This is a genomic window from Bradyrhizobium sp. A11 (assembly GCF_042077125.1).
Taxonomy (GTDB): domain Bacteria; phylum Pseudomonadota; class Alphaproteobacteria; order Rhizobiales; family Xanthobacteraceae; genus Bradyrhizobium; species Bradyrhizobium japonicum_B.
Window position 1 is genome coordinate 2,336,917 of sequence record NZ_CP149509.1, and the last position, 20,517, is coordinate 2,357,433.

Genomic DNA, 20,517 nt, shown 5'->3' on the forward strand with positions numbered 1-20,517 from the left:
CATGCTGGCTCGCCCCAGTCCGGATGCTTAGCGCGAACGGCCGGCGTTCACAATTGATCAAAAAATGCCCTTGTGAATGTTCATTCGCAGCGTTTGGCAGCCCGATACCGTATTCGTACGCGGGCCGAGGGATGGCGCGGTGCGCTAACGCTGCAGCGTAAATTCGTCCGCCCCGCGCCGGTGCTCCCATTTCGCCTGCTCGAGCTCCGGCCGGTCGCATTGGGCTTCCGGATAACCGATGCAGAGATAGGCGATGAACTTCCAGCCATCCGGCACGTCGAGGATGGCGTGCACGCGATCCGGATTGAGGATCGACACCCAGCCGAGGCCGATGCCTTCCGCGCGCGCGGCGAGCCACATCGCGGTGATGGCGGCCACCACAGAGTATTCCGTGGTCTCCGGCATAGTGGCGCGGCCGAGACCGTGGCCGATGTCGCCGGTCTTGTCGGCGAACACCGCAAGATGTCCGGGCGCCTGCTCGAGGCCCGACAGTTTCAGCGTGGCGTAGCGCGCAGCGCGCTCGCCGGAATAGCAGCTCAGCGCATCGGCGTTGCACGTCCTGAAATCGTCGATCACGGCGCGGCGACGCGCGGCATCGTCGACGATGACGAAGCGCCAAGGCTGGCTGAGGCCGACCGAGGGCGACAGGCAGGCGGTCTCGATCAGGCGGTCCATGGCGCCGTCCGGCAGGGGATCGCTGCGAAAGCGGCGCACGTCGCGGCGCCACACGAACAGCTCGCGCAATTGTCGGCGGAAGCTGTCATCGAATTCGACCATGAGCTCAGCCTCCGATCTGGAAGGAAGCGGCGACCAGCAGGATGATGATCTCGCCCAGTTGCTCGAACGCGCCGAGGATGTCGCCGGTCTGCCCGCCGATCTGGCGGATCGCAAGCCGCGCCAGCATCAATCCGGCGAGCGACAGCAGGATGAGGCCGACCAGCGCCTTTCCCGGCCCCAAAGCCAGGACGAGCGCGAGCATCCCGACGGCAAAGGCGAGGGCGATGCTCCGGCCCGGCGGCGCGCCGGCGCTTGCCGACAGCCCGTCCGGCCGGGCCGGCGGGACCAGGGCCATGAAGGCCGGCACGCCGGCGCGGACAGCAGCATGCGCGGCGCAAAGCGCGAGTGCGACGGCAACCGGATCGGCGATGGTCGCGAGCGCGCTCCAGCGCAGGCCGAATGAGAAGATCAGCGCGCAGACACCGTAGGTGCCGATCCGGCTGTCGCGCATGATCTCCAGCTTGCGCTCGCGCGTGCGGCCGCCGCCGAGCCCGTCGGCGGTATCTGCAAGACCGTCTTCGTGAAGCGCGCCGGTGACGAGGGCGGTCGTAACCAGGGCGAGCAGGGCAGCAAGGGTCGGCGTCAGCCCGAACCACATGGCAACCTTGTAGGCGAAAGCGCCGGCGAGGCCGACCAGCACTCCCGCGACGGGAAGCGCCCAGGTCGCGCGCGCGATTGCGCCGTCACTTGCCGGCTTCGACGATGCCACGGGAAGGATCGTCACGAACGATGCCGCCACCCTGAGATCGGCGACGATGTCTTTGAGAAGCTCGGCGCGCGGCATCATTTCAGTTTCATGGGAAGGCCGGCGACGACGAATTCGACTTCGTCGGCGGCGGCCGCGACCATCTGGTTCATGATCCCGGCGGCATCGCGAAAACTGCGTGCCAGCGCGTTGTCGGGCACGATGCCGAGGCCGACCTCGTTGGTGACGAGGACGACGGGGCTCTTCAGACGGGGCAGGGCGCTGGCGAGCTCGGTCACCTCGTGCTCCCAGTCGCGCGTCGCATGCATCAAATTGGAAAGCCACAGCGTCAGGCAGTCGACAAGCCGCGCGCCGCCACCATCGCTCGCGACCAGCGCCGACACGAGATCGAGCGGCACCTCGCGCTCGATCCAGTCGGTTCCGCGACGCGCGCGATGCTTTGCGATGCGCGCTTCCATCTCGGTGTCGAGCGGCTCGGCCGTTGCGACATAGACGGGCTGCCCGGGAAAGGCGCGCGTGCGCATTTCCGCGCGCTTGCTCTTGCCGGATCGCGCTCCGCCGGTGATCAAGATGACGGCCATCAAGGTCTCCTTTGGGCCTGACTAATCATCAAACGCGGTCAAAGACAAAGCCGAAATCAGGCGTGGAGGGGCTTGCGCTCGCGCCTTGCTTTGCGCAACAGGGGCTGGACAGGAGGCGGGATTGAGCTTTGCGGGCGCGATGGTGGTGGCGATGGCGGTGGATGCCTTCCTGGGCTGGCCGACATGGCTGTTCGCGCGGATCGGCCATCCCGTGACCTGGCTGGGGCGGCTGATCGGCGCCATCGATCGCGGCTGGAATCGCGCCTCCGATGCCCCGGCGCTGCGCCGTGCGGCCGGCATCTCCGGAGCGCTCCTGGTGATTGCAGTCTCCGTCGTGATCGGCTGGATGATTCAATCCTTGCTTCCCAAAGGTTGGATCGAGAGCGTGCTGGTCGGCATCCTGGCCTGGCCGCTGGTCGCGCTGCGTTCGCTATATGATCACGTGGCGGCCGTGGCGAAGCCGTTGCAGGCCGGCGACATCGCGGCCGCCCGCGCGGCGGTCTCGCGCATCGTCGGTCGCGATCCCACGGCGCTCGACGAGGCCGGCATCGCGCGTGCGGCGATCGAGAGCCTTGCCGAGAACACCTCCGACGGTATCGTCGCCCCGGTGTTCTGGGGCGCGCTGTTCGGTCTTCCCGGCATTCTGGGCTACAAGGCCATCAATACGCTGGACTCCATGATCGGCCATCGCAGTGAGCGGCACGAAGCCTTTGGCTGGGCCGCGGCACGCATCGACGATGTCGCCAATTTCATTCCGGCGCGCCTGACCGGATTCCTGTTCGTGCTGCTGGCGCCAAGGCGGTCCGAGGCGCTGGCATGCATGACGCGCGATGCGCGCCGTCACCGCTCGCCGAATGCCGGCTGGCCCGAAGCGGCGATGGCCGGTGCACTCGGCGTACGGCTCAGCGGTCCGCGCATCTATCACGGCAGCATCACGAACGAACCCTGGCTCAACGAGGGCGCGCGCGATCCGCTTGCCGCGGATATCGGCGAGGGACTGACGGTCTATCGCCGTGCCATGCTGCTGCTCGCCGGCGTGCTTGCGATCCTGGCCTTCGCGTGAAAGAACGGGGCATGCGCGAGCACGGCGGAAATCTCGATCAAGCCCAGGAGCGTTTTGGCGGACGCGCCGAGGACTGGATCGATCTGTCGACCGGGATCAACCGGTCGCCTTATCCCGTCGGCGAACTGAGTGCGCGTGCGTGGAGCGCGCTGCCCTCGCGTGCCGAGATCGAGGCGCTGCATCAGGCCGCGCGGCACGCCTATCGCACCAGCGCGCCGATCGTTGCGCTTGGCGGCGCGCAGGCCGCCATTCAATTGCTGCCGCAGCTTGCGCCGCCCGGCCGCGCGCGCATCCTCGCGCCGACCTATAATGAATATGCCGGGGTGCTGTCGGCCGCGGGCTGGGATGTGCAGGAGACCGGTAAGCTCGACGCGCTGGCCGGTGCGGACCTCGCGATCGTCGTCAATCCCAACAATCCCGACGGCCGGAATCATGCGCCGAAGGATTTGCTGGCGCTGCTGCCACGCGTCGGCCGCCTCGTGATCGACGAGAGCTTTGTCGACGCCGTTCCGCTGCTGTCGCTTGCATCCGAAGCGGATCGGCCGCGGCTGCTGGTCCTGCGCTCGTTCGGAAAATTCTACGGGCTTGCCGGCTTGCGGCTGGGCTTCGCCGTCGGCAATGCCGCCGACATCGCCAGGCTCGCTGAGTTCTCGGGTCCGTGGCCGGTCTCGGGCGCAGCAATCGCGATCGGTTGCCGCGCCTTGCGCGACGATGCCTGGGCCGGGACCACGACCGCGCGGCTTGCGCGCGATTGCGTCCGCCTCGACGAGATGGCGCGCGCGCAAGGTTGGACCCTGCTTGGCGGCACGCCGCTGTTTCGTCTCTACCAGACGCCTGACGCGCTGGCTGCGCAGGAGAAGCTGGCTCATGGCCATATCTGGTCGCGCGTGTTTGCGCGAGAGCCGACATGGCTGCGCCTCGGGCTTCCCGGCAGCGAAGCCGAATGGACACGCCTTGCCGAAGTGCTAGCGCGCTAGCGCGAGCAGGCCTGCGACGTCGAGATGTTGCTCGATGTGATCGGCCAGCGCCTCGAGCGCGCTTTCGACCCGGCCCATATAGGGCTCGTTGCCGGCGGGAATGTCGAGCTTTGCCAGGTACGCCTTGCGGAAATCATCCGAGGTGAACAGGCCGTGCAGATAGCTGCCCTGCACGCGGCCGTCGCGCGAGATCGCGCCCTCGGGCTCACCGTTCAGCGTCGCGAAGGGGCGGATGCGATCCGGTCCGTCGGTGCGGCCGATGTGGATTTCGTAAGCCTGGATCGCCTGCTTCGTGGCGGCATGCACGGCCGCGACACGCGTCAGCGTTTTCTGCGGGCTCATCACCGTCTCGACGTCCAGCAGCCCAAGTCCCGGCGTGTCGCCCGCGGGGCCCTCGATGCCATCTGGGTCGGCGACGCTGCGCCCCAGCATCTGATAGCCGCCGCAGAGGCCGAGCACGTGGCCGCCGCGGCGATGGTGCGCGAGCAGGTCGATGTCCCAGCCCTGCGCGCGCAGGAAGGCGAGATCGCCGCGGGTGGATTTCGAGCCGGGGATGATGACGAGGCTGACGTCCCCCGGAATCGCTTCACCCGGTCGCACCATCACGAGATCGATGCCGGGCTCGAGCTTGAGCGGATCGAGGTCGTCGAAATTGGCGATGCGCGACAGTGCTAGGCACGCGATCTTGCATTGGCCGGGCTTGCGCGCGTCGCTCAGGCCGAGCGCGTCCTCGGCCGGCAGCTCGCCGGCGCGCGTGAACCAGGGCAGCACGCCGAAGCCGCGCCAGGCGGTCTTTTGTTCGATCAGCCTGTAGCCGTCGTCGAACAGCGTGGGATCGCCGCGGAATTTGTTGATGACGAAGCCCTGGATCATCGCGGCATCCTCGGGGTCGATCACCGTCTTGATGCCGACGAGCTGCGCGATGACGCCGCCGCGGTCGATGTCGCCGACCAGCACGACCGGTACGTCGGCCTTGCGGGCAAAACCCATGTTGGCGATGTCGGACTTGCGCAGGTTGACTTCGGCCGGACTGCCGGCGCCCTCGACCAGCACGAGGTCGGCGCGCGCCTTCAGGCGCTCGAAACTCTCGAGCACCGCGCCCATTAATGACGGCTTCATCGCCGCGTAGTCGCGCGCGCGCGCCGTGGCGATGCGCTTGCCATGCACGATGACCTGCACGCCGACATCGGTCTCGGGCTTCAGCAGCACCGGGTTCATGTCGGTGTGCGGCTCGACGCCGGCGGCGAGCGCCTGCAGCGCCTGCGCGCGGCCGATCTCGCCGCCATCGACGGTGACGGCCGCGTTGTTCGACATGTTCTGCGGCTTGAACGGCAGCACGCGCAGGTGCCGCCGCGTGAAGGCGCGCGCAAGGCCGGCGACGATGAGCGATTTGCCCACGTCCGAGCCGGCCCCCTGGATCATCAGCGCGCGTGCCATCGGCATCAGAACTCGACGCCGGCCTGCGCCTTGATGCCGGAGCGGAAGGGATGCTTGACCAGCGTCATCTCGGTGACGAGATCGGCGATCTCGATCAATTCGTCCTTGGCGTTGCGCCCGGTGAGCACGACGTGCGTCAGCGGCGGCTTCGAGGTGGTCAGGAAATCGACCACCTCGGCGATGTCGAGATAATCGTAGCGCAGCGCGATGTTGATCTCGTCGAGCACGACCATCCGCAAGCTCTCATCGAGGATAAGCTCCTTGGCCTTCTCCCAGCCGGCGCGCGCGGCGGCGATGTCACGGGCACGGTCCTGCGTCTCCCAGGTGAAGCCTTCGCCCATGGCGTGGAACTGGCAGAGCTCGCCGAAATGGCCGGTGAGCAGGCGCCGCTCGCCGGTGTCCCAGGCGCCCTTGATGAACTGCACCACCGCGCAGGGGAAGCCATGGGCGACGCAGCGCACGATCATGCCGAAGGCCGAGGACGACTTGCCCTTGCCGGCGCCGGTGTGGACGATGATGAGGCCCTTCTCGCCGCTCTTGGTCGCCATGATCTTGTCGCGGGCGGCTTTCTTCTTCGCCATTTTTGCGGCGTGCCGGGCGTCGGTTTCCTCAGGTGTTTGGGTGTCCGGTTCAGGCGTCATTGGATCCGGTCCTTCGGCTTGACAAGAGGCGGCCACCGGCAAATGGTGGCCCGGCGTTGGTTCCTGTCCTATGACAGGCGAAGAGGGAATGCGATAGGGTCCGAATCGGCAAGATTTGGGTCCAAAATGCAGCCGCCCCCGCGACCGTGACCGGAGAGATGCCCAAAGCCACTGATTCCTCAGGGAATCGGGAAGGCGGGGATCGAAGGGCAAAACCCTACTCCGCAAGCCGGGAGACCTGCCAGCGCGGACGAGTTTTGGACCGGCGGACGGGGTGTTCCGCGACGGGGAAACGGGCCTTCTGACGAATGGTCCGTGTGCCTCATCGCCTCCCGCTGTTATCTGGAAGAGGCGATGACCGTCACACTTCACGTCTGCATCACCTGCCGTGCCGGCCAGACGCTTGGCGAGGGCGAGACCACGCCCGGCAAGCGCCTGCATGGTGCGATCCTCGAGGCCGGCGTGCCCGACGGCGTCAATGTGGTTCCCGTCGAATGCCTGTCGGCGTGCAGCCAGGGCTGCTCGGTGGCGCTGAGCGCGCCGGGCCGCTGGTCCTATGTCTATGGCCGCCTGTCGGATGCGAATGCGCAGGACGTGGTCGCAGGCGCTGCGGCCTATGCAGCCGCGCCGGACGGGCTCGTGCCCTGGCGCAGCCGCCCCGAAATCTTCCGCAAGCAGTCGCTTGCCCGCATTCCCCCCATTGCAATCGTGCCGGAGGCCGCCGAATGAGCTCGCTCGCAAAAGTCCCGGTCACGGTGGTCACCGGTTTCCTCGGCTCCGGCAAGACGACGCTTATCCAGCATCTTCTCGCAAATCCCAACGGCAAGAGGCTCGCGGTGCTCGTCAACGAGTTCGGCAGCGAGGGCGTCGATGGCGAGATATTGAAGTCTTGCGCCGATGCCAATTGCCCGGAGGAGAACATCGTCGAGCTCGCCAATGGTTGCATCTGCTGCACCGTCGCCGATGATTTCATTCCGACCATGGAGCAATTGCTGGCGCGCCCGGTGCGGCCCGATCACATCCTGATCGAGACCTCGGGCCTGGCGCTGCCGAAGCCGCTCTTGAAGGCGTTCGACTGGCCCGAGATCCGCTCGCGCATCACGGTCGACGGCGTGATCGCACTCGCCGACGCCGAGGCTGTCGCGGCCGGCCGCTTCGCGCCGGATCCGGCTGCAGTGGAAGCGCAGCGCGCGGCGGATGAGAATCTCGACCACGAGACGCCGCTGTCGGAAGTGTTCGAGGACCAGATCGCCTGCGCCGACATCGTGCTGCTGACCAAGGCCGATCTCGCCGGCAGCGCCGGGATCGAAGCCGCCAGGGCGGCGATCATTGCCGAGATGCCGCGCCGCGTGCCGATGCTGCCCGTCACCGACGGCGCGATCGACGCCCGCGTCATCCTCGGCCTCGGCGCGGCCGCCGAGAACGATCTCGCCGCGCGGCCCTCGCATCATGACGGCGAGGAGGAGCACGAGCACGACGATTTCGCTTCCGTCGTGATCGACCTTCCGGAAGTCGCCGACGTCGATGCGCTCGTTGCCTCCGTGCAGCGCCTGGCGCGCGAGCAGAACGTGCTGCGCGCAAAGGGCTATATCGCGGTCGCGGGCAAGCCGATGCGCCTGCTGCTTCAGGCCGTGGGCGAGCGCGTGCGCCACCAGTTCGACAAGCCCTGGGGCGCGGGTCACAGGCAGTCCAGGCTCGTCGTGATCGGCGAGCACGGCGATATCGATGAGGCCGCGATCAGGTCAGGACTTGGTATCTGATGCACGTCGTCTTCCGCGAGAGCCGCGGTCTGGAGGAGACCGCGACGCCCAGGGACATCGGCCAGGACCCGGCCGATCTCGTGGTGCTCTCGTATTCGGATTCCGACCTTGCGGCGTTCGCGGCCGGCTGGCGCCGTGGCCGCCATAGCCTGCCGTCGCTGCGGCTCGCCAATCTCGCGGAGCTGCGCCATCCGCTCTCGGTCGACACCTATATCGAGAAGACGCTGTCGCAGGCGCGCGGCATTCTGGTGCGGCTGATCGGCGGCGAATCCTACTGGTCCTATGGTCTCACGGCCCTGCAGCAGCTGGCGCAGGATCGCGGCGTCGCGCTCGCCGTGCTGCCGGCGGACGGCCGCGACGACACGCGGCTCGATGCCTACTCGACCTTGCCCCTGTCGACGCTGCGCCGGCTCAAGGTGCTCTGCGACACCGGCGGTCCGGTCGCCGCGCAAGCGGCGATCGCGCAGCTCGCGCTGGCCTCGGGACTTTATGCCGGACCGGTCACTGGCGAGCTGACCGTGCCGGAGATGGGCTTCTACGATCCCTCGCGCGGCGTCATTGCTGCGCCGGCCTCGCGTGCGGGCAGGCCGCTTGCGCTGGTGGCTTTCTATCGCTCCTATCTCACGGCCGCGGATACGGGTCCGGTCGATGCCCTGATTGCCGCGCTGCGCGAGGAGGGCTTTGACTCCTACGGCGTGTTCGTCACCTCGTTGAAAGCGCCCGGCGTCGCCGATTGGCTGCGCGCGCATCTCGCGCAACATCCTCCGGCCGCGATCGTCAACGCGACGGCATTCTCGGCCGTCGGCGACGACGGCACGACGCCGTTCGATCAAGCTTCGTGCCCGGTGTTCCAGGTCGCGCTCGCGACGGCGCGGCGCGCGGACTGGGCAGAGTCGCTGCGCGGTCTCTCGCCCGGCGATCTCGCCATGCATGTGGTGCTGCCCGAGGTCGACGGCCGCCTGTTCGCGGGCGTTGTGAGCTTCAAGTCGGCCGCGATGCGCGATCCCGATCTGCAATTCGCCCATCTGGCGCACGGGCCCGACGCGGAGCGCGTCAAGGCCGTCGCCGCGCGCGTTGCGGCCTGGTGGCGACTTGCACAGAAGCCCGCCGCCGAGAAACGGGTCGCGATCGTGCTCTCGAACTATCCGGGCCGGCCGCATCAGATCGCCCATGCGGTTGGTCTCGATGCGCTGGTCTCCGTTGAAGGGCTGCTGTCCGATCTGGTGCAGGCCGGCTTCGATGTTGCGCCGGGCGATGCGCTCGGCGAGACGCTGCTGAAGCAGAGTCTGACCTGGGGCGTCGCCGATTATCGCGCGGCCCTCTCGCGCCTGCCGCAGTCCCTGCAAGACGATCTCGCGCAGGCCTGGGGCGCGCCGGAGGATGATCCCAGCTGCAACGGCGGTGCGTTTCAATTCGCGGCCATCGCGTGCGGCCGCTCCATCATCGCGGTCCAGCCCGAGCGCGGCGATGCGATCACGCGCGATGCCGATTACCACGATCTCGCCCGCACGCCGCGTCATGCTTATGTCGCGTTCTATCTCTGGCTCCATGCGCAGGGGATCGATGCCGTCGTGCACATGGGCGCGCATGGCACGCTGGAATGGCTGCCCGGAAAATCCGTCGCGCTGTCGTCCGCGTGCTGGCCGGAAGCGCTGATCGGCGATCTGCCCGTCATCTATCCCTTCATCGTCAACGATCCCGGCGAAGCCGCGCAGGCCAAGCGCCGCATCGGCGCGGTCACCCTCGGCCATCTGCCGCCGCCGCTCGCGCAATCCGCGGTGCCGGAAGGGTTGCGCCGGCTCGAACGCCTGCTCGACGAATATTCGACCGCCGATGGCCTCGATCCCGCCCGCCGCCAGCGCCTGATCGCGGCGATCCGCGACGAAGCGCGTGCCGCCGGTCTCGAAGAGGATCTCGGTCTCGACGCATCGGCAGCACCGGCCGAAGCGATCCCGCGGATCGATCGCTTCGTCTGCGATCTCAAGGAGAGCCAGTTCGGCGACGGCCTCCATGTGTTCGGCCGCGGCGTCTGCGGCGACGCCGAGCGCGATGCGCTGCTTGCTGCGTTGGCGGGCCAGCGCATCGCGCCGGGACCATCCGGCTCGCCCTATCGTGGCCGCCAGGACGTGCTGCCGACCGGGCGCAATCTCTTTGCCGTCGACCCGCGCGCGGTGCCGACACCGTCCGCACATGCTCAGGGGATAAAGCTCGCCGAGGAGCTGCTGCGCCGTCACCTGCAGGATCATGGCGACTGGCCGAAGGGCCTTGTGGTCGATCTCTGGGGCTCGGCGACGATGCGCACCGCGGGCGAGGAATTCGCGATGGCGCTGCATCTGGCCGGCCTCGCGCCGCGCTGGGATCACGCCTCCGGCCGCGTCACCGGCTACGACATCATCGCCCCGGCCGAGCTCGGCCGCCCACGCATCGACGTCACGCTGCGGGTCTCGGGCCTGTTCCGCGACGTGTTCTCCGGCCTTGCGCAATTGTTCGAGGCCGCCTCCGAGGCGCTCGCGGCGCGCGAGGACGAGGGCGAGGAGAATCCGTATCGTCACCGCGCCTCGCGCGTGTTCGCGCCGCGTCCCGGCCAATATGGTGTCGGCCTGTCGGCGATCCCCGACGCGTTCACGCCGGAGACGCGGGATGCCGCCGGCGAAGCCTGGCTGTCGGCCTCGTCCTGGACATTCTCGGCCGACGGCGAGATGCGGTACGATCGCGCCGGGATCGAGGCGCGGCTTGGCTCTGCCGATGCCTTCGTCCACGTCCAGGATTTGCCGGAAACCGACCTGCTGCTCGCCGCCGACTATGCCGCGCATGAAGCCGGTATTGCGGCCGCCGCTGCGCATCTCGGTGCGGCAGGACCATCGCTTTATCATCTCGACACGACGCGCCCCGAGCAGCCGCATGCGCGTACGCTGACCGAGGAGATTTCCCGCGTCGTCCGGGCGCGTGCCGCCAACCCGGCCTGGATCGCCGGCATGATGCGCCACGGTTTCCGCGGGGCCGCCGAGATCACCGCGACGCTGGAGCACATGGCCGCGTTCGCCCATCTTGCCGGCGCCGTGCCGCCGCATCTGTTCGATCTCTACTATGATGCGACGCTTGGGAATGACGACGTCCGCGCCTTCATGGCGCGTGAAAATCCGTCGGCGCTTGCCGCGATGGAGACCTGTTTTGCACGCCTGCACGATGCGGCGCTCTGGCAGACGCGCCGCAACTCGATCGCGGCGGCGCTGCGGGAGGCCTCATGAGCGCTTCCGCAATCAAGGGCTGGTGTCCCGGCGCGCTGCGCCCGATGCTGTCGGGCGATGGGTTCGTGGTGCGGGTGCGCCCGTTCGGCGGGCGTCTTGACGCGCCACAGATCACCGGCCTTGCCGACCTCGCCGGGCGGCACGGCAATGGCCTGATCGACGTCACGAGCCGCGCCAATCTCCAGATCAGAGGCGTGAGCGAAGAGAGCCATCGCCCGCTGCTCGATGGCCTTGCGCAACTGCGGCTGCTCGATCCCGACACCGAGATCGAAGCCCGGCGCAACATTCTGGTGACGCCGTTCTGGGGCGGCGGCGACGAAACGCAGTCGCTCGCTGCCGAGCTGGAGGAGGCGCTCGCCGAGTGCGGCCTCGCGCTTCCGACCAAGTTCGGGTTCGCCATCGACGACGGCAGGTCGCGGGTGCTCGCCGGCGATTCTGCCGACATCCGCATCGAGCGTGATCGCTCGGGCCATCTGCTGGTGCGGGCTGACGGTGCGAGGCTTGGCCGCTCCGTCGCGCGCGGCGAGGCCGTGGGCACGGCGCTGGCGCTCGCCAGCTGGTTCATCATCTCGGGCGGCGCGAAGGGTGGGCGAGGGCGGATGGCGGCGCATATCGCGTCCGGTGCGGTATTGCCCCAATCGCTGCGCGGCGAGACCGAGCCTGCGCCGGTGATGGCCGCCTCGCGGCCCGGGCACTATCCGCAAGGCGCGATGGTCGGCGTCGCGTTCGGGCAGATGCTGCACACGACGCTGCACCAGCTCGCCGGTAGCGGACATGCGCTGCGCATGACGCCGTGGCGGATGCTGCTGAGCGAAGGCAGGCGCGAGATGCCGAGCGCACCGGGCCTCATCACCGAGCCGTTCGATCCTGCGCTGCGCGTCATCGCCTGCAGCGGCGCGCCGCGCTGCCGCGAAGCCCATGCCGATACGCGCGCGCTGGCCGCGGCGCTCGCGCCGCGCATCGCCGCCGATGCGCGGCTTCACGTCTCCGGCTGCGGCAAGGGCTGCGCCCATTCCGGCAGGGCCGCGGTCACGCTGGTCGCCACGCGCGCCGGCTTCGATCTCGTCCGCGACGGCTCGACGCGTGACGAGCCGGCCCTGCGTGGCCTGGCCGGCGTCGACATCGTCAGCGATCCCTCCATCCTGGTGGGAGGGCACTGATGCCGCACACCTACGAGACCAACGGCGCGGCGATCTACCGTCAGTCCTTCGCGACGATCCGCGCCGAGGCGGACCTTGCGCGGTTTTCGCCCGACGAGGAGCAGGTCGTGGTGCGAATGATCCATGCCGCCGGCATGGTTGGCCTGGAGGCGCATATCCGCTTCACACCAGGCATGGCGATCGCCGCGCGCGCGGCTTTGCAGAAGGGCGCGCCAATCCTGTGCGACGCGCGCATGGTCTCCGAAGGGATCACGCGCGCGAGGCTGCCCGCGGCCAACGCCGTCATCTGCACGCTTGGCGACGAGACCGTGCCTGCACTTGCGCAATCGATATGCAACACTCGTTCGGCCGCTGCGCTCGAGCTATGGCGGCCGCATCTCGCCGGTGCGATCGTTGCGATCGGCAATGCGCCGACGGCGCTGTTTCATCTGCTCAACATGCTGGAGGATCCCGACTGCCCGCGGCCGGCGGCGATCATCGGCTGTCCCGTCGGTTTCGTCGGTGCGGCCGAATCCAAGGCCGCGCTGATGGCCGATCCGCCGGCGCCGGCGCTGACCGTCGCCGGCCGCCTCGGCGGCTCCGCGATCACCGTTGCCGCCGTGAACGCGCTGGCGAGCCGGAGCGAATAGCGATGGGACGCATCATCTGCTGCGGTCTCGGCCCCGGCGCCCCTGATTTGATGAGCGTGCGCGCCGATCGCACCGTGCGCGGCGCCAGCCACGTCGCCTATTTCCGCAAGAAGGGAAGGCCGGGCCAGGCCCGGCGCATCGTCGAGGGCATGCTGGCGGCCGGCGTCACCGAATATCCGATGGAATATCCGGTCACGACGGAGATCGCCTTCGACAGTCCGGAATACATCCACTTGCTCGCCGGCTTCTACGATGAATGGGCCGAGCGCCTGGCGCGGCTTTCGCGCGCGGTCGATGTTGTCGTGCTCTGCGAGGGCGATCCTTACTTCTACGGTTCCTTCATGCATCTCCATACGCGCCTGCAAGGCCGCGTCGAGATCGAGGTGATCGCGGGCATTCCCGGCATGGTCGGCTGCTGGAACGGCGTCGGACAGCCGATCGCGCTCGGCGACGACGTGACGACCGTGCTGATGGGCACGCTGGCGGAGGACGAGCTCGAACGGCACATGCGCGATTCCGATGCGCTCGTCGTCATGAAGACCGGCCGCAATCTTGCAAAGGTGCGCCGTGCACTCAGCTCAGCCGGCCGGCTGGATGACGCCTGGCTGGTCGAGCGCGGCACCATGCCGGGCGAGCGCGTGGTGCGGCTGGCCGAGATCGACGCCGCCGATTGTCCCTATTTCGCGATCGTGCTGGTTCACGGCAAGGGCCGGCATCTGGACGCCGCCGAATGAGGGGCTCACTAACCATCGCGGGCCTCGGGCCGGGCAGCGATGCGCTGGTGACGCCCGAGGTCACGGCTGCGCTCGGCTCGGCAACCGACATTCTGGGCTACGCGCCCTATGTCGCGCGCGTGCCGCGGCGAGCGGGGCTCACCCTGCATCCTTCGGATAACCGCGAGGAGCTGCAGCGCGCCCGCGAGGCCTTGCGGCTTGCTGCCGAAGGCGGGCAGGTCGTCGTCGTGTCGTCCGGCGATCCCGGCGTGTTCGCGATGGCCTCCGCCGTGTTCGAGGCGCTCGAACAGGCGCCGCACTATCAGGCGCTTCCGATCCGCGTGCTGCCCGGCATCACCGCGATGCTGGCGGCCGCCGCCCGCGCCGGGGCCCCGCTCGGCCATGATTTCTGCGCGATCAACCTCTCCGACAATCTCAAGCCCTGGGCCGTGATCGAGAAACGCTTGCGGCTCGCCGCGGAAGCTGACTTTGCGATCGCGATGTATAATCCGCGCTCGGCAAGCCGGCCGGAGGGCTTTGGCCGCGCGCTCGCGGTGCTGAAGGACGCGGGTTGCGGCGAGCGCCTCGTGATTTTTGCGCGCGCGGTCAGCGCAGCCGATGAGAAGATCGAGATCGTGACGCTGAATGAAGCGACCCCCGAGATGGCCGACATGCGCACGCTGGTGATCGTCGGCAATTCGCAGACGCGCCGCGTCGGCCGCTGGATCTATGCGCCGAGGCGGGCAGAATGACCGAGCCATTGCATCACCTCAGTGACGCTCTCGACCCGCCGCCGCTCGGGCAGCTTTGGTCGCGCGATCATGACCACGGGCAGGCCGAGCCTGCGGGCCGCGTCGATCTTGGCACGCGCGCCGTCGCCGCCCGAATTGCGGGCGACGATCCAGGCGATGCCGCGCTTGCGCAGCATCTCCAACTCGCTTGGAAGCGTGAACGGTCCGCGCGATACGATCACGTCGGCCGCAAAGGGCAGGGGCGCTTCGGGCAGATCGACGAAGCGCAGCGTGTAGGTGTGCTGCGGTTTCGTCGCAAACGGCGCGATATGCTGGCGGCCGATGGCGAGGAACACGTTTGCGGGCGCCTCGGGCAGCGCCGCAACGGCGGCAGTGACGTCTGCAACCTCGGTCCAATTGTCGCCGGAGGCCCTGGTCCAGGGCGCGCGCTCCAGCGCGATCAGCGGCGTGGCGGTTTGCGCGCACGCTTCGACCGCATGACGGCTCATCTCGGCAGCGAACGGATGCGTCGCGTCGATGACGTGGGTGATTCCCTCACGACGGATGTAGTCGGCAAGTCCGCTCACGCCGCCGAAGCCGCCGATGCGGGTCGGCAGCGGTTGATCGGCGGGCGTGCGGGTGCGGCCGCCATAGGAATACACGGCATCAAGCCCGGCGCGCGCGATCTCCGCGGCGAGCAGGCCGGCATCGGCCGTTCCGCCCAGTATGAGGGCGCGCATCGTGTCTGATCCCTGGCTGACCATCATCGGTATCGGCGAAGATGGCCTTGCCGGGCTGTCCGAGGCAAGCCGAAAGGCGCTTGCCAACGCGGAAACCGTTTTTGGCGGTGAGCGCCATCTTGCGCTCGTGGACGTCGGCAGTCGCGGCCGTGCGTGGCCCGTGCCCTTCAACGCCGATGCGGTGCTGACTTGCCGCGGTACTCCGACCGTCGTGCTGGCCTCCGGCGATCCGTTCTGGCACGGCGCGGGGGCCGGTCTTGCTGAGAAGCTGCAAGCCGGCGAGTGGATCGCGCATTCCGCGCCGTCGACATTTTCGCTGGTTGCGGCGCGGCTGGGCTGGCGGCTCGAACTCCTCGTCTGCCTCGGGCTCCACGCCGCGCCGTTCGAGCGTCTCGTGCCGCATCTGGCGCGAGGTGCGCGCATCATCTGCCTCGTGCGCGATGGGAAGGCGGCAAGTGATCTCGCAAAATGGTTGAGCGAGCGCGGATGGGGCGCCTCAACCTTCTGGATGTTCGCCGCCCTCGGTGGACCGCGCGAAAGCGTCAGAGAATGTCGCGCCGACAGTTTCGCCGACGATCACGATGGAGCCTTGGTTACGGTCGCCATTGAGGCGATGGGCGGACAGGGCATTCCCCGCAGCTCGGGTCTGCCAGACGATCTGTTCGTTCACGATGGCCAGATCACCAAGCGGCCGGTGCGTGCGCTCGCGCTTTCCGCGCTGGCACCGCGTCCGGGCGAGCGACTGTGGGACGTCGGCGCCGGCTCGGGGTCGATCTCGGTCGAGTGGGCGCTGTGCGGGGGGACGGCGACCGCCATCGAGCCGCGCGAGGATCGCGTCGCGAATATTCGCAAGAACGCAGCTGCGTTCGGACTGGCGCATCGGGTCGCCGTCGTCGCGGGGAGGGCGCCGGAAGCTCTTGCCGCATTGGAAGCGCCGGATGCCGTCTTCATTGGCGGCGGTCTCGACAGCGCGATGTTCGATGCGATCTGGTCGCGCCTCGCGCCGGGAACGCGGCTCGTTGCACATTCGGTTACACTGGAGACCGAAGCGCTGCTTGGCGAGCTGCATCAGCGCCACGGCGGCGAGTTGATGCGAGTGGAGATCGCGCATGCTGGCCCGCTCGGCCGCTATCGGTCCTGGGAGGCAGCACGGCCGGTGGTGCAGTGGAGCGCGGTCCGATGAAGGTGGCCGGGCTCGGATTCAGAGGGGATGTCACGCTGGCCTCGCTGCGCGAAGCGCTGCTGGCGGCGGGCGGCCTCGAAGGGCTCGACGCGGTAGCAACGGTCAGCGACAAGGCCGATGCGGAGCCGCTGAAGCAGCTCGCACGCGAGTGCGGTGTGCCGATCAAGGCTGTTCCGGCCGACATGTTGACCGGTATCGCAACGCCGACCCAGTCACATCTCGTGATGGAGAAGTTCGGGACCGGGTCGGTCGCGGAAGCCGCGGCGCTCGCGGCGGCCGGTCCTCGGGCCCGGTTGATTGCGACGCGCGTGATTTCGCAGGATCGCACCGCAACCGCCGCGATCGCGGAAGGAGACGGCGCATGACGGTGCATTTCATCGGCGCCGGGCCGGGCGCACCTGATTTGCTGACCTTGCGCGGCCGTGACCTGATCGCGGCCTGTCCGGTCTGCCTCTATGCCGGCTCCCTGATCCCTGAAGGCGTGCTGGCGCATTGCCCGCCTGGCGCGCGCATCGTCAATACGGCGCCGCTATCGCTCGACGACATCATCGCGGAGATCGCCGCGGCGCATGCGGAGGGCAAGGATGTCGCGCGGCTGCATTCCGGCGATCTCTCGATCTGGTCGGCGATGGGCGAGCAGCTCCGCCGTCTGCGCGCGCTCGGCATTCCCTATACGGTCACGCCGGGTGTGCCGTCCTTTTCCGCCGCTGCGGCAGCGCTGGAGGCCGAGCTGACGCTGCCGGGCCTTGCCCAGACGGTGGTGCTGACGCGCACGCCGGGCCGCGCCAGCGCGATGCCTGACGGCGAGCAACTGGCCGCGTTCGCCGCGACCGGCGCGGTGCTCGCGATCCATCTGTCGATCCACATGCTTGACAAGGTCGTCGCCGAGCTCACGCCGCATTATGGCGCGGATTGCCCGGTCGCGATTGTCTGGCGCGCGAGCTGGCCGGACCAGCGCATCGTGCGTGCGACGCTGGCAACGCTCGATGCCGCCGTGGGCGCCGAGATGGAGCGCACCGCGCTGATCCTGGTCGGCAGGACGCTGGGCGCTGCGGATTTCGACGAGAGCCGTCTCTATGCGGCCGACTACGACCGCCGCTATCGGCCCGTCGGCGCCGAGCCGCGCTTTCCGGAGGCGTCGTGATGCCGGCTGGCCTCGTCATATCCGCACCGGCCTCCGGCGTCGGCAAGACCACACTGACGCTGGCGCTCGCGCGGGCCTGGCGCCATCGCGGCTTGACCGTGCAGTGCTTCAAGAGCGGGCCGGATTACATCGATCCCGCCTTTCATGCCGCCGCCACGGGACGCGCCTCCGTCAACATCGACAGCTGGGCGATGGACCGCGGGACGATCTTGCATCTGGTTGGCCGCGGTACGGATGCCGACATCGTGCTCGCCGAGGGCTCGATGGGCCTGTTCGACGGCGTCGCCGCGCGCGGCGTCTGCGGCACCGGCGCCACCGCCGACATCGCGGAGATGCTGGGCTGGCCGGTGCTTCTGGTGATCGACCCCTCGGGCCAGGCGCAGACCGCGGCCGCAATCGCCGCGGGCCTGCGCGATTATCGTCCCGGCGTGCGCCTCGCGGGAGTGGTGCTCAACCGCGTCGCGAGCCCGCGCCACGAGGATCTGGTGCGGCGGGCGCTGAACGATTCAGGCATCGCCGTGTTCGGCGCGCTGCCGCGCCATGCCGAGATCAGCCTGCCGAAGCGGCATCTCGGCCTGGTGCAGGCGGAGGAGCAGGCCGAGATCGGCAAGCTGATCGACGAGGCCGCGCGCTTCGTCGCCGGGCACGTCGATCTCGATGCGGTGCTGCGCTCCGCGGCCGTTTGGTCGCCGCAACCGGCGGCGAGCGGCCTGAACGTGACGCCGCCCGGTCAGCGCATTGCGCTGGCGCGCGATGCCGCGTTCTCCTTCGTGTATCCGCATATGCTGGAAGCCTGGCGCGCGGCGGGCGCCGAGATCGTGCCGTTCTCGCCGCTGGCCGACGAAACACCGGACGCGAGTGCCGATGTGTGCTGGCTGCCCGGCGGCTATCCCGAGCTTCATGCCGGCAGGATCGCGTCCAATGTACGCTTTCGCAGCGGCCTTCGTGCCTTCGCCGAGACGCGGCCGGTGCATGGCGAGTGCGGGGGCTACATGGTGCTGGGGGCCGGGTTGACCGACGCGGAAAGTGTCCGCCATGAGATGACGGGCCTGCTTGGCCTCGAGACCAGCTTTGCCAAGCGCCGCATGCATCTGGGCTATCGCCTCGCGGCGCTCGCCGCACCGATGCCGGGACATCGTCCCGGCACGCGTCTGCGCGGTCACGAGTTCCACTATTCGACCATTCTCGCCCAGCCTGACACGCCGCTGGCGGTCGTGCATGATGCCACCGGCGCCGTCATCGCCGAGACCGGCTCGCAGCGCGGCCATGTCAGCGGCACCTTCTTTCATCTGATCGCGGAGGACCGGTGAGCGGGTTCGTTTCCTTCGTCTCCGCCGGACCCGGCGATCCCGAGCTGCTCACGCTCAAGGGCGCGGCGCGGCTGCGCGAGGCCGACGTCGTGCTCTATGACGATCTCGCCTCGGGTGCGATCCTCGATCTCGCCCGGCCGGGCGCCAATCTCGTCGCGGTCGGCAAACGCGCCGGGCGGCCCTCGACCAAGCAGCATCACGTCAACCGCCTGCTGGTCGACTATGCCGCAACAGGGGTGCGCGTGGTGCGGCTGAAGTCCGGCGATGCCGGCATTTTCGGCCGGCTCGAGGAGGAGATCGAGACGCTGCGCGAGGCCGGCATCGGCTATGAGATCGTTCCCGGCGTCACCTCGGCCTGCGTCGCCGCCGCGCAAGCCGGCATTCCCCTGACCCGGCGCCACACCTCGCGCCGGGTGCAGTTCATCACCGGCGCCGACGTCACCGGCGAGCTGCCGCCGAATCTGAACTGGGCGGCGCTGGCCGATCCCGAGGCGACGACCGTGGTCTATATGGGCCGGCGCACCTTTCCGGCGCTTGCCGCAAAATTGATCGCGCACGGCCTCGCCGCGGAGACCCCGGCGCTGGTCGCCGAATCCCTCGGCCGACCCGACGAGCGGCTGGTCCGCACCACCATTGTTGAGCTGGCCGAGCAGCTTGCCCGCGGTGGCGCTCCTTCGACCGCCGCCGTGATCCTGTTCGGTGCGCTGGCCGGGGATTATCCGTCGTGATCGCCCCGGCCGCGCCTCGCCCCTTGACGCAGGCTCGGCGAAAGGGGCACACAGGAGAAGCAAGGTGCTCGACGCGGCGCAAAGCGCCGGAGCATAATCGGGAATGGGGATGGGCGGACCAAGTTGCGGCGCCCAAAACCCCAGCCGCCCCCGCGACTGTAAGCGGTGAGGGACTTCGATCAGCCACTGGGCCGCAAGGTTCGGGAAGGCCGGAGAACCCAGTGAACCGCGAGCCAGGAGACCGGCCCTGCACGTTTTGAGGCCAAGGCCGTCGGGTGTGACGGCAGGAAGGATCTGAGCCATGCATATCGAACCCGGTCTAGTGACGGGCGCCAAGCTCGTGCTGAGTTACGCAACCGGCATCGCCGCAGGCGGCGTTGCCTTGAAGCTCGCAGCCCAAACCGTGCGCGAGCAGGGTATCGGCTCGTTCGCGGCGCGCACTTTGGCCACGACGGTCCTCGTCTTCACGTTCTTCGAGATCCTGCCGCACTTCCCGGTCGGCGTCTCCGAGGTGCACTTCATCCTCGGCTCGACCTTGTTCCTGCTGTTCGGTGCTGCGCCGGCGGCCTTCGGCCTCGCGTTCGGCCTGCTGCTTCAGGGCGTGTTGCTCGAGCCGGTCGATCTGCCGCAATACGGTATGAACGTCACGACGCTGCTGGTGCCGCTGTTCGCGATCCAGGCGATCGCCACGCGGATCATTCCGCGCAACACGGCCTATGTCGACCTGAAGTATCGGCAGGCATTGGCGCTGTCGACCACCTATCAGGCCGGCGTGATCGCCTGGGTGGCGTTCTGGGCGCTCTATGGCTCCGGCTTTGCGATGAGCAACCTCGCCAGCATCGCGACGTTTGCGGCGTCCTACGCGCTCGTGATCGTGATCGAGCCGCTGGCCGATCTCGCCGTGCTGGCGCTGGCGAAGTCGCTGCGCGGCGTCACCGCGCCCGGCCTCGTCACTCCGCGCCTGCACAACGCAGCTTAACTGAGACAAG

The 20,517-nt window shown here is 68.5% G+C and carries 21 protein-coding genes and 2 riboswitches; of the genes, 15 read left to right on the forward strand and 6 right to left on the reverse strand.

Going from position 1 to position 20,517, the window contains the following annotated elements:
- Nucleotides 1-144: 144 nt before the first annotated feature.
- The 3 genes from bluB to cobU are packed head-to-tail and all read right to left on the reverse strand — an operon-like array spanning nt 145 to nt 2,064.
- Entirely contained in the window at nt 145-777 is a 633-nt protein-coding gene (gene bluB, locus WI560_RS10735; RefSeq protein WP_375307967.1) for a 5,6-dimethylbenzimidazole synthase, read from the reverse strand.
- A 4-nt stretch (nt 778-781) separates the two neighbouring features.
- Nucleotides 782-1,564, reverse strand: coding sequence for an adenosylcobinamide-GDP ribazoletransferase (cobS, locus tag WI560_RS10740; RefSeq protein ID WP_375307968.1), 783 nt, complete (start codon nt 1,562-1,564; stop codon nt 782-784).
- A complete protein-coding gene (gene cobU, locus WI560_RS10745; RefSeq protein WP_375307969.1) occupies nt 1,561-2,064 on the reverse strand; it encodes a bifunctional adenosylcobinamide kinase/adenosylcobinamide-phosphate guanylyltransferase in 504 nt (167 codons plus the stop codon). The genes cobS and cobU overlap by 4 nt, the downstream gene beginning before the upstream one ends.
- Before the next feature lie 121 nt (nt 2,065-2,185).
- Between cobU and cbiB the strand changes: the two genes are divergently transcribed.
- Nucleotides 2,186-3,127: an adenosylcobinamide-phosphate synthase CbiB gene (gene cbiB / locus WI560_RS10750; RefSeq protein WP_375307970.1), complete on the forward strand. Its 942-nt coding sequence runs from the start codon at nt 2,186-2,188 to the stop codon at nt 3,125-3,127.
- Between the two features lie 11 nt (nt 3,128-3,138).
- A complete protein-coding gene (gene cobD, locus WI560_RS10755; protein WP_375307971.1) occupies nt 3,139-4,104 on the forward strand; it encodes a threonine-phosphate decarboxylase CobD in 966 nt (321 codons plus the stop codon).
- Here the strand turns inward: cobD and WI560_RS10760 are convergent.
- Nucleotides 4,093-5,541, reverse strand: coding sequence for a cobyric acid synthase (locus WI560_RS10760; protein WP_375308814.1), 1,449 nt, complete (start codon nt 5,539-5,541; stop codon nt 4,093-4,095). The two genes, cobD and WI560_RS10760, sit on opposite strands and share 12 nt — an antisense overlap.
- A 5-nt stretch (nt 5,542-5,546) precedes the next feature.
- Nucleotides 5,547-6,182, reverse strand: coding sequence for a cob(I)yrinic acid a,c-diamide adenosyltransferase (cobO, locus tag WI560_RS10765; RefSeq protein ID WP_375307972.1), 636 nt, complete (start codon nt 6,180-6,182; stop codon nt 5,547-5,549).
- Nucleotides 6,183-6,222: 40 nt separating this feature from the next.
- Nucleotides 6,223-6,443, forward strand: a riboswitch (cobalamin riboswitch).
- Nucleotides 6,444-6,536: 93 nt separating this feature from the next.
- Here cobO and WI560_RS10770 point away from each other — a divergent pair.
- The 7 genes from WI560_RS10770 to cobJ are packed head-to-tail and all read left to right on the forward strand — an operon-like array spanning nt 6,537 to nt 14,444.
- Entirely contained in the window at nt 6,537-6,911 is a 375-nt protein-coding gene (locus WI560_RS10770; RefSeq protein ID WP_126255986.1) for a DUF1636 domain-containing protein, read from the forward strand.
- Nucleotides 6,908-7,942 carry a cobalamin biosynthesis protein CobW gene (gene cobW / locus WI560_RS10775; protein ID WP_375307973.1) on the forward strand — a complete coding sequence of 345 codons (1,035 nt, stop codon included), beginning with the start codon at nt 6,908-6,910 and terminating at the stop codon, nt 7,940-7,942. The genes WI560_RS10770 and cobW overlap by 4 nt, the downstream gene beginning before the upstream one ends.
- The gene (gene cobN, locus WI560_RS10780) at nt 7,942-11,190 is read left to right on the forward strand and encodes a cobaltochelatase subunit CobN (RefSeq protein ID WP_375307974.1); all 3,249 of its coding nucleotides are present in this window, start codon (nt 7,942-7,944) and stop codon (nt 11,188-11,190) included. Before cobW ends, cobN begins: the two co-directional genes overlap by 1 nt.
- Complete coding sequence (gene cobG / locus WI560_RS10785) at nt 11,187-12,350, forward strand: precorrin-3B synthase (RefSeq protein ID WP_375307975.1); 1,164 nt, start codon at nt 11,187-11,189, stop codon at nt 12,348-12,350. The genes cobN and cobG overlap by 4 nt, the downstream gene beginning before the upstream one ends.
- On the forward strand, nt 12,350-12,979 hold the full coding sequence (locus WI560_RS10790; RefSeq protein ID WP_375307976.1) for a precorrin-8X methylmutase: 630 nt from the start codon (nt 12,350-12,352) through the stop codon (nt 12,977-12,979). The genes cobG and WI560_RS10790 overlap by 1 nt, the downstream gene beginning before the upstream one ends.
- A gap of 2 nt (nt 12,980-12,981) precedes the next feature.
- Nucleotides 12,982-13,713, forward strand: a complete 732-nt coding sequence (locus WI560_RS10795) for a precorrin-2 C(20)-methyltransferase (RefSeq protein ID WP_375307977.1) — start codon at nt 12,982-12,984, stop codon at nt 13,711-13,713.
- Nucleotides 13,710-14,444, forward strand: a complete 735-nt coding sequence (gene cobJ, locus WI560_RS10800) for a precorrin-3B C(17)-methyltransferase (protein ID WP_375307978.1) — start codon at nt 13,710-13,712, stop codon at nt 14,442-14,444. Before WI560_RS10795 ends, cobJ begins: the two co-directional genes overlap by 4 nt.
- Here cobJ and WI560_RS10805 read toward each other — a convergent pair.
- A complete protein-coding gene (locus WI560_RS10805) occupies nt 14,420-15,163 on the reverse strand; it encodes a cobalt-precorrin-6A reductase (protein ID WP_375307979.1) in 744 nt (247 codons plus the stop codon). The genes cobJ and WI560_RS10805 overlap by 25 nt on opposite strands.
- Nucleotide 15,164: 1 nt before the next feature.
- Between WI560_RS10805 and cbiT the strand changes: the two genes are divergently transcribed.
- The 6 genes from cbiT to WI560_RS10835 all read left to right on the forward strand — a co-directional run bounded on the left by cbiT (nt 15,165) and on the right by WI560_RS10835 (nt 20,507).
- Nucleotides 15,165-16,346: a precorrin-6Y C5,15-methyltransferase (decarboxylating) subunit CbiT gene (cbiT, locus tag WI560_RS10810; protein ID WP_375307980.1), complete on the forward strand. Its 1,182-nt coding sequence runs from the start codon at nt 15,165-15,167 to the stop codon at nt 16,344-16,346.
- Complete coding sequence (locus WI560_RS10815; RefSeq protein ID WP_375307981.1) at nt 16,343-16,711, forward strand: cobalamin biosynthesis protein; 369 nt, start codon at nt 16,343-16,345, stop codon at nt 16,709-16,711. Before cbiT ends, WI560_RS10815 begins: the two co-directional genes overlap by 4 nt.
- A complete protein-coding gene (cobM, locus tag WI560_RS10820; RefSeq protein ID WP_375307982.1) occupies nt 16,708-17,490 on the forward strand; it encodes a precorrin-4 C(11)-methyltransferase in 783 nt (260 codons plus the stop codon). The genes WI560_RS10815 and cobM overlap by 4 nt, the downstream gene beginning before the upstream one ends.
- Complete coding sequence (locus tag WI560_RS10825) at nt 17,490-18,800, forward strand: cobyrinate a,c-diamide synthase (protein WP_375307983.1); 1,311 nt, start codon at nt 17,490-17,492, stop codon at nt 18,798-18,800. Before cobM ends, WI560_RS10825 begins: the two co-directional genes overlap by 1 nt.
- Complete coding sequence (cobA, locus tag WI560_RS10830) at nt 18,797-19,528, forward strand: uroporphyrinogen-III C-methyltransferase (RefSeq protein WP_375307984.1); 732 nt, start codon at nt 18,797-18,799, stop codon at nt 19,526-19,528. Before WI560_RS10825 ends, cobA begins: the two co-directional genes overlap by 4 nt.
- Nucleotides 19,529-19,573: 45 nt before the next feature.
- Nucleotides 19,574-19,793, forward strand: a riboswitch (cobalamin riboswitch).
- A 36-nt stretch (nt 19,794-19,829) separates the two neighbouring features.
- Complete coding sequence (locus WI560_RS10835) at nt 19,830-20,507, forward strand: energy-coupling factor ABC transporter permease (RefSeq protein ID WP_375307985.1); 678 nt, start codon at nt 19,830-19,832, stop codon at nt 20,505-20,507.
- The last annotated feature ends 10 nt before the right edge of the window (nt 20,508-20,517 follow it).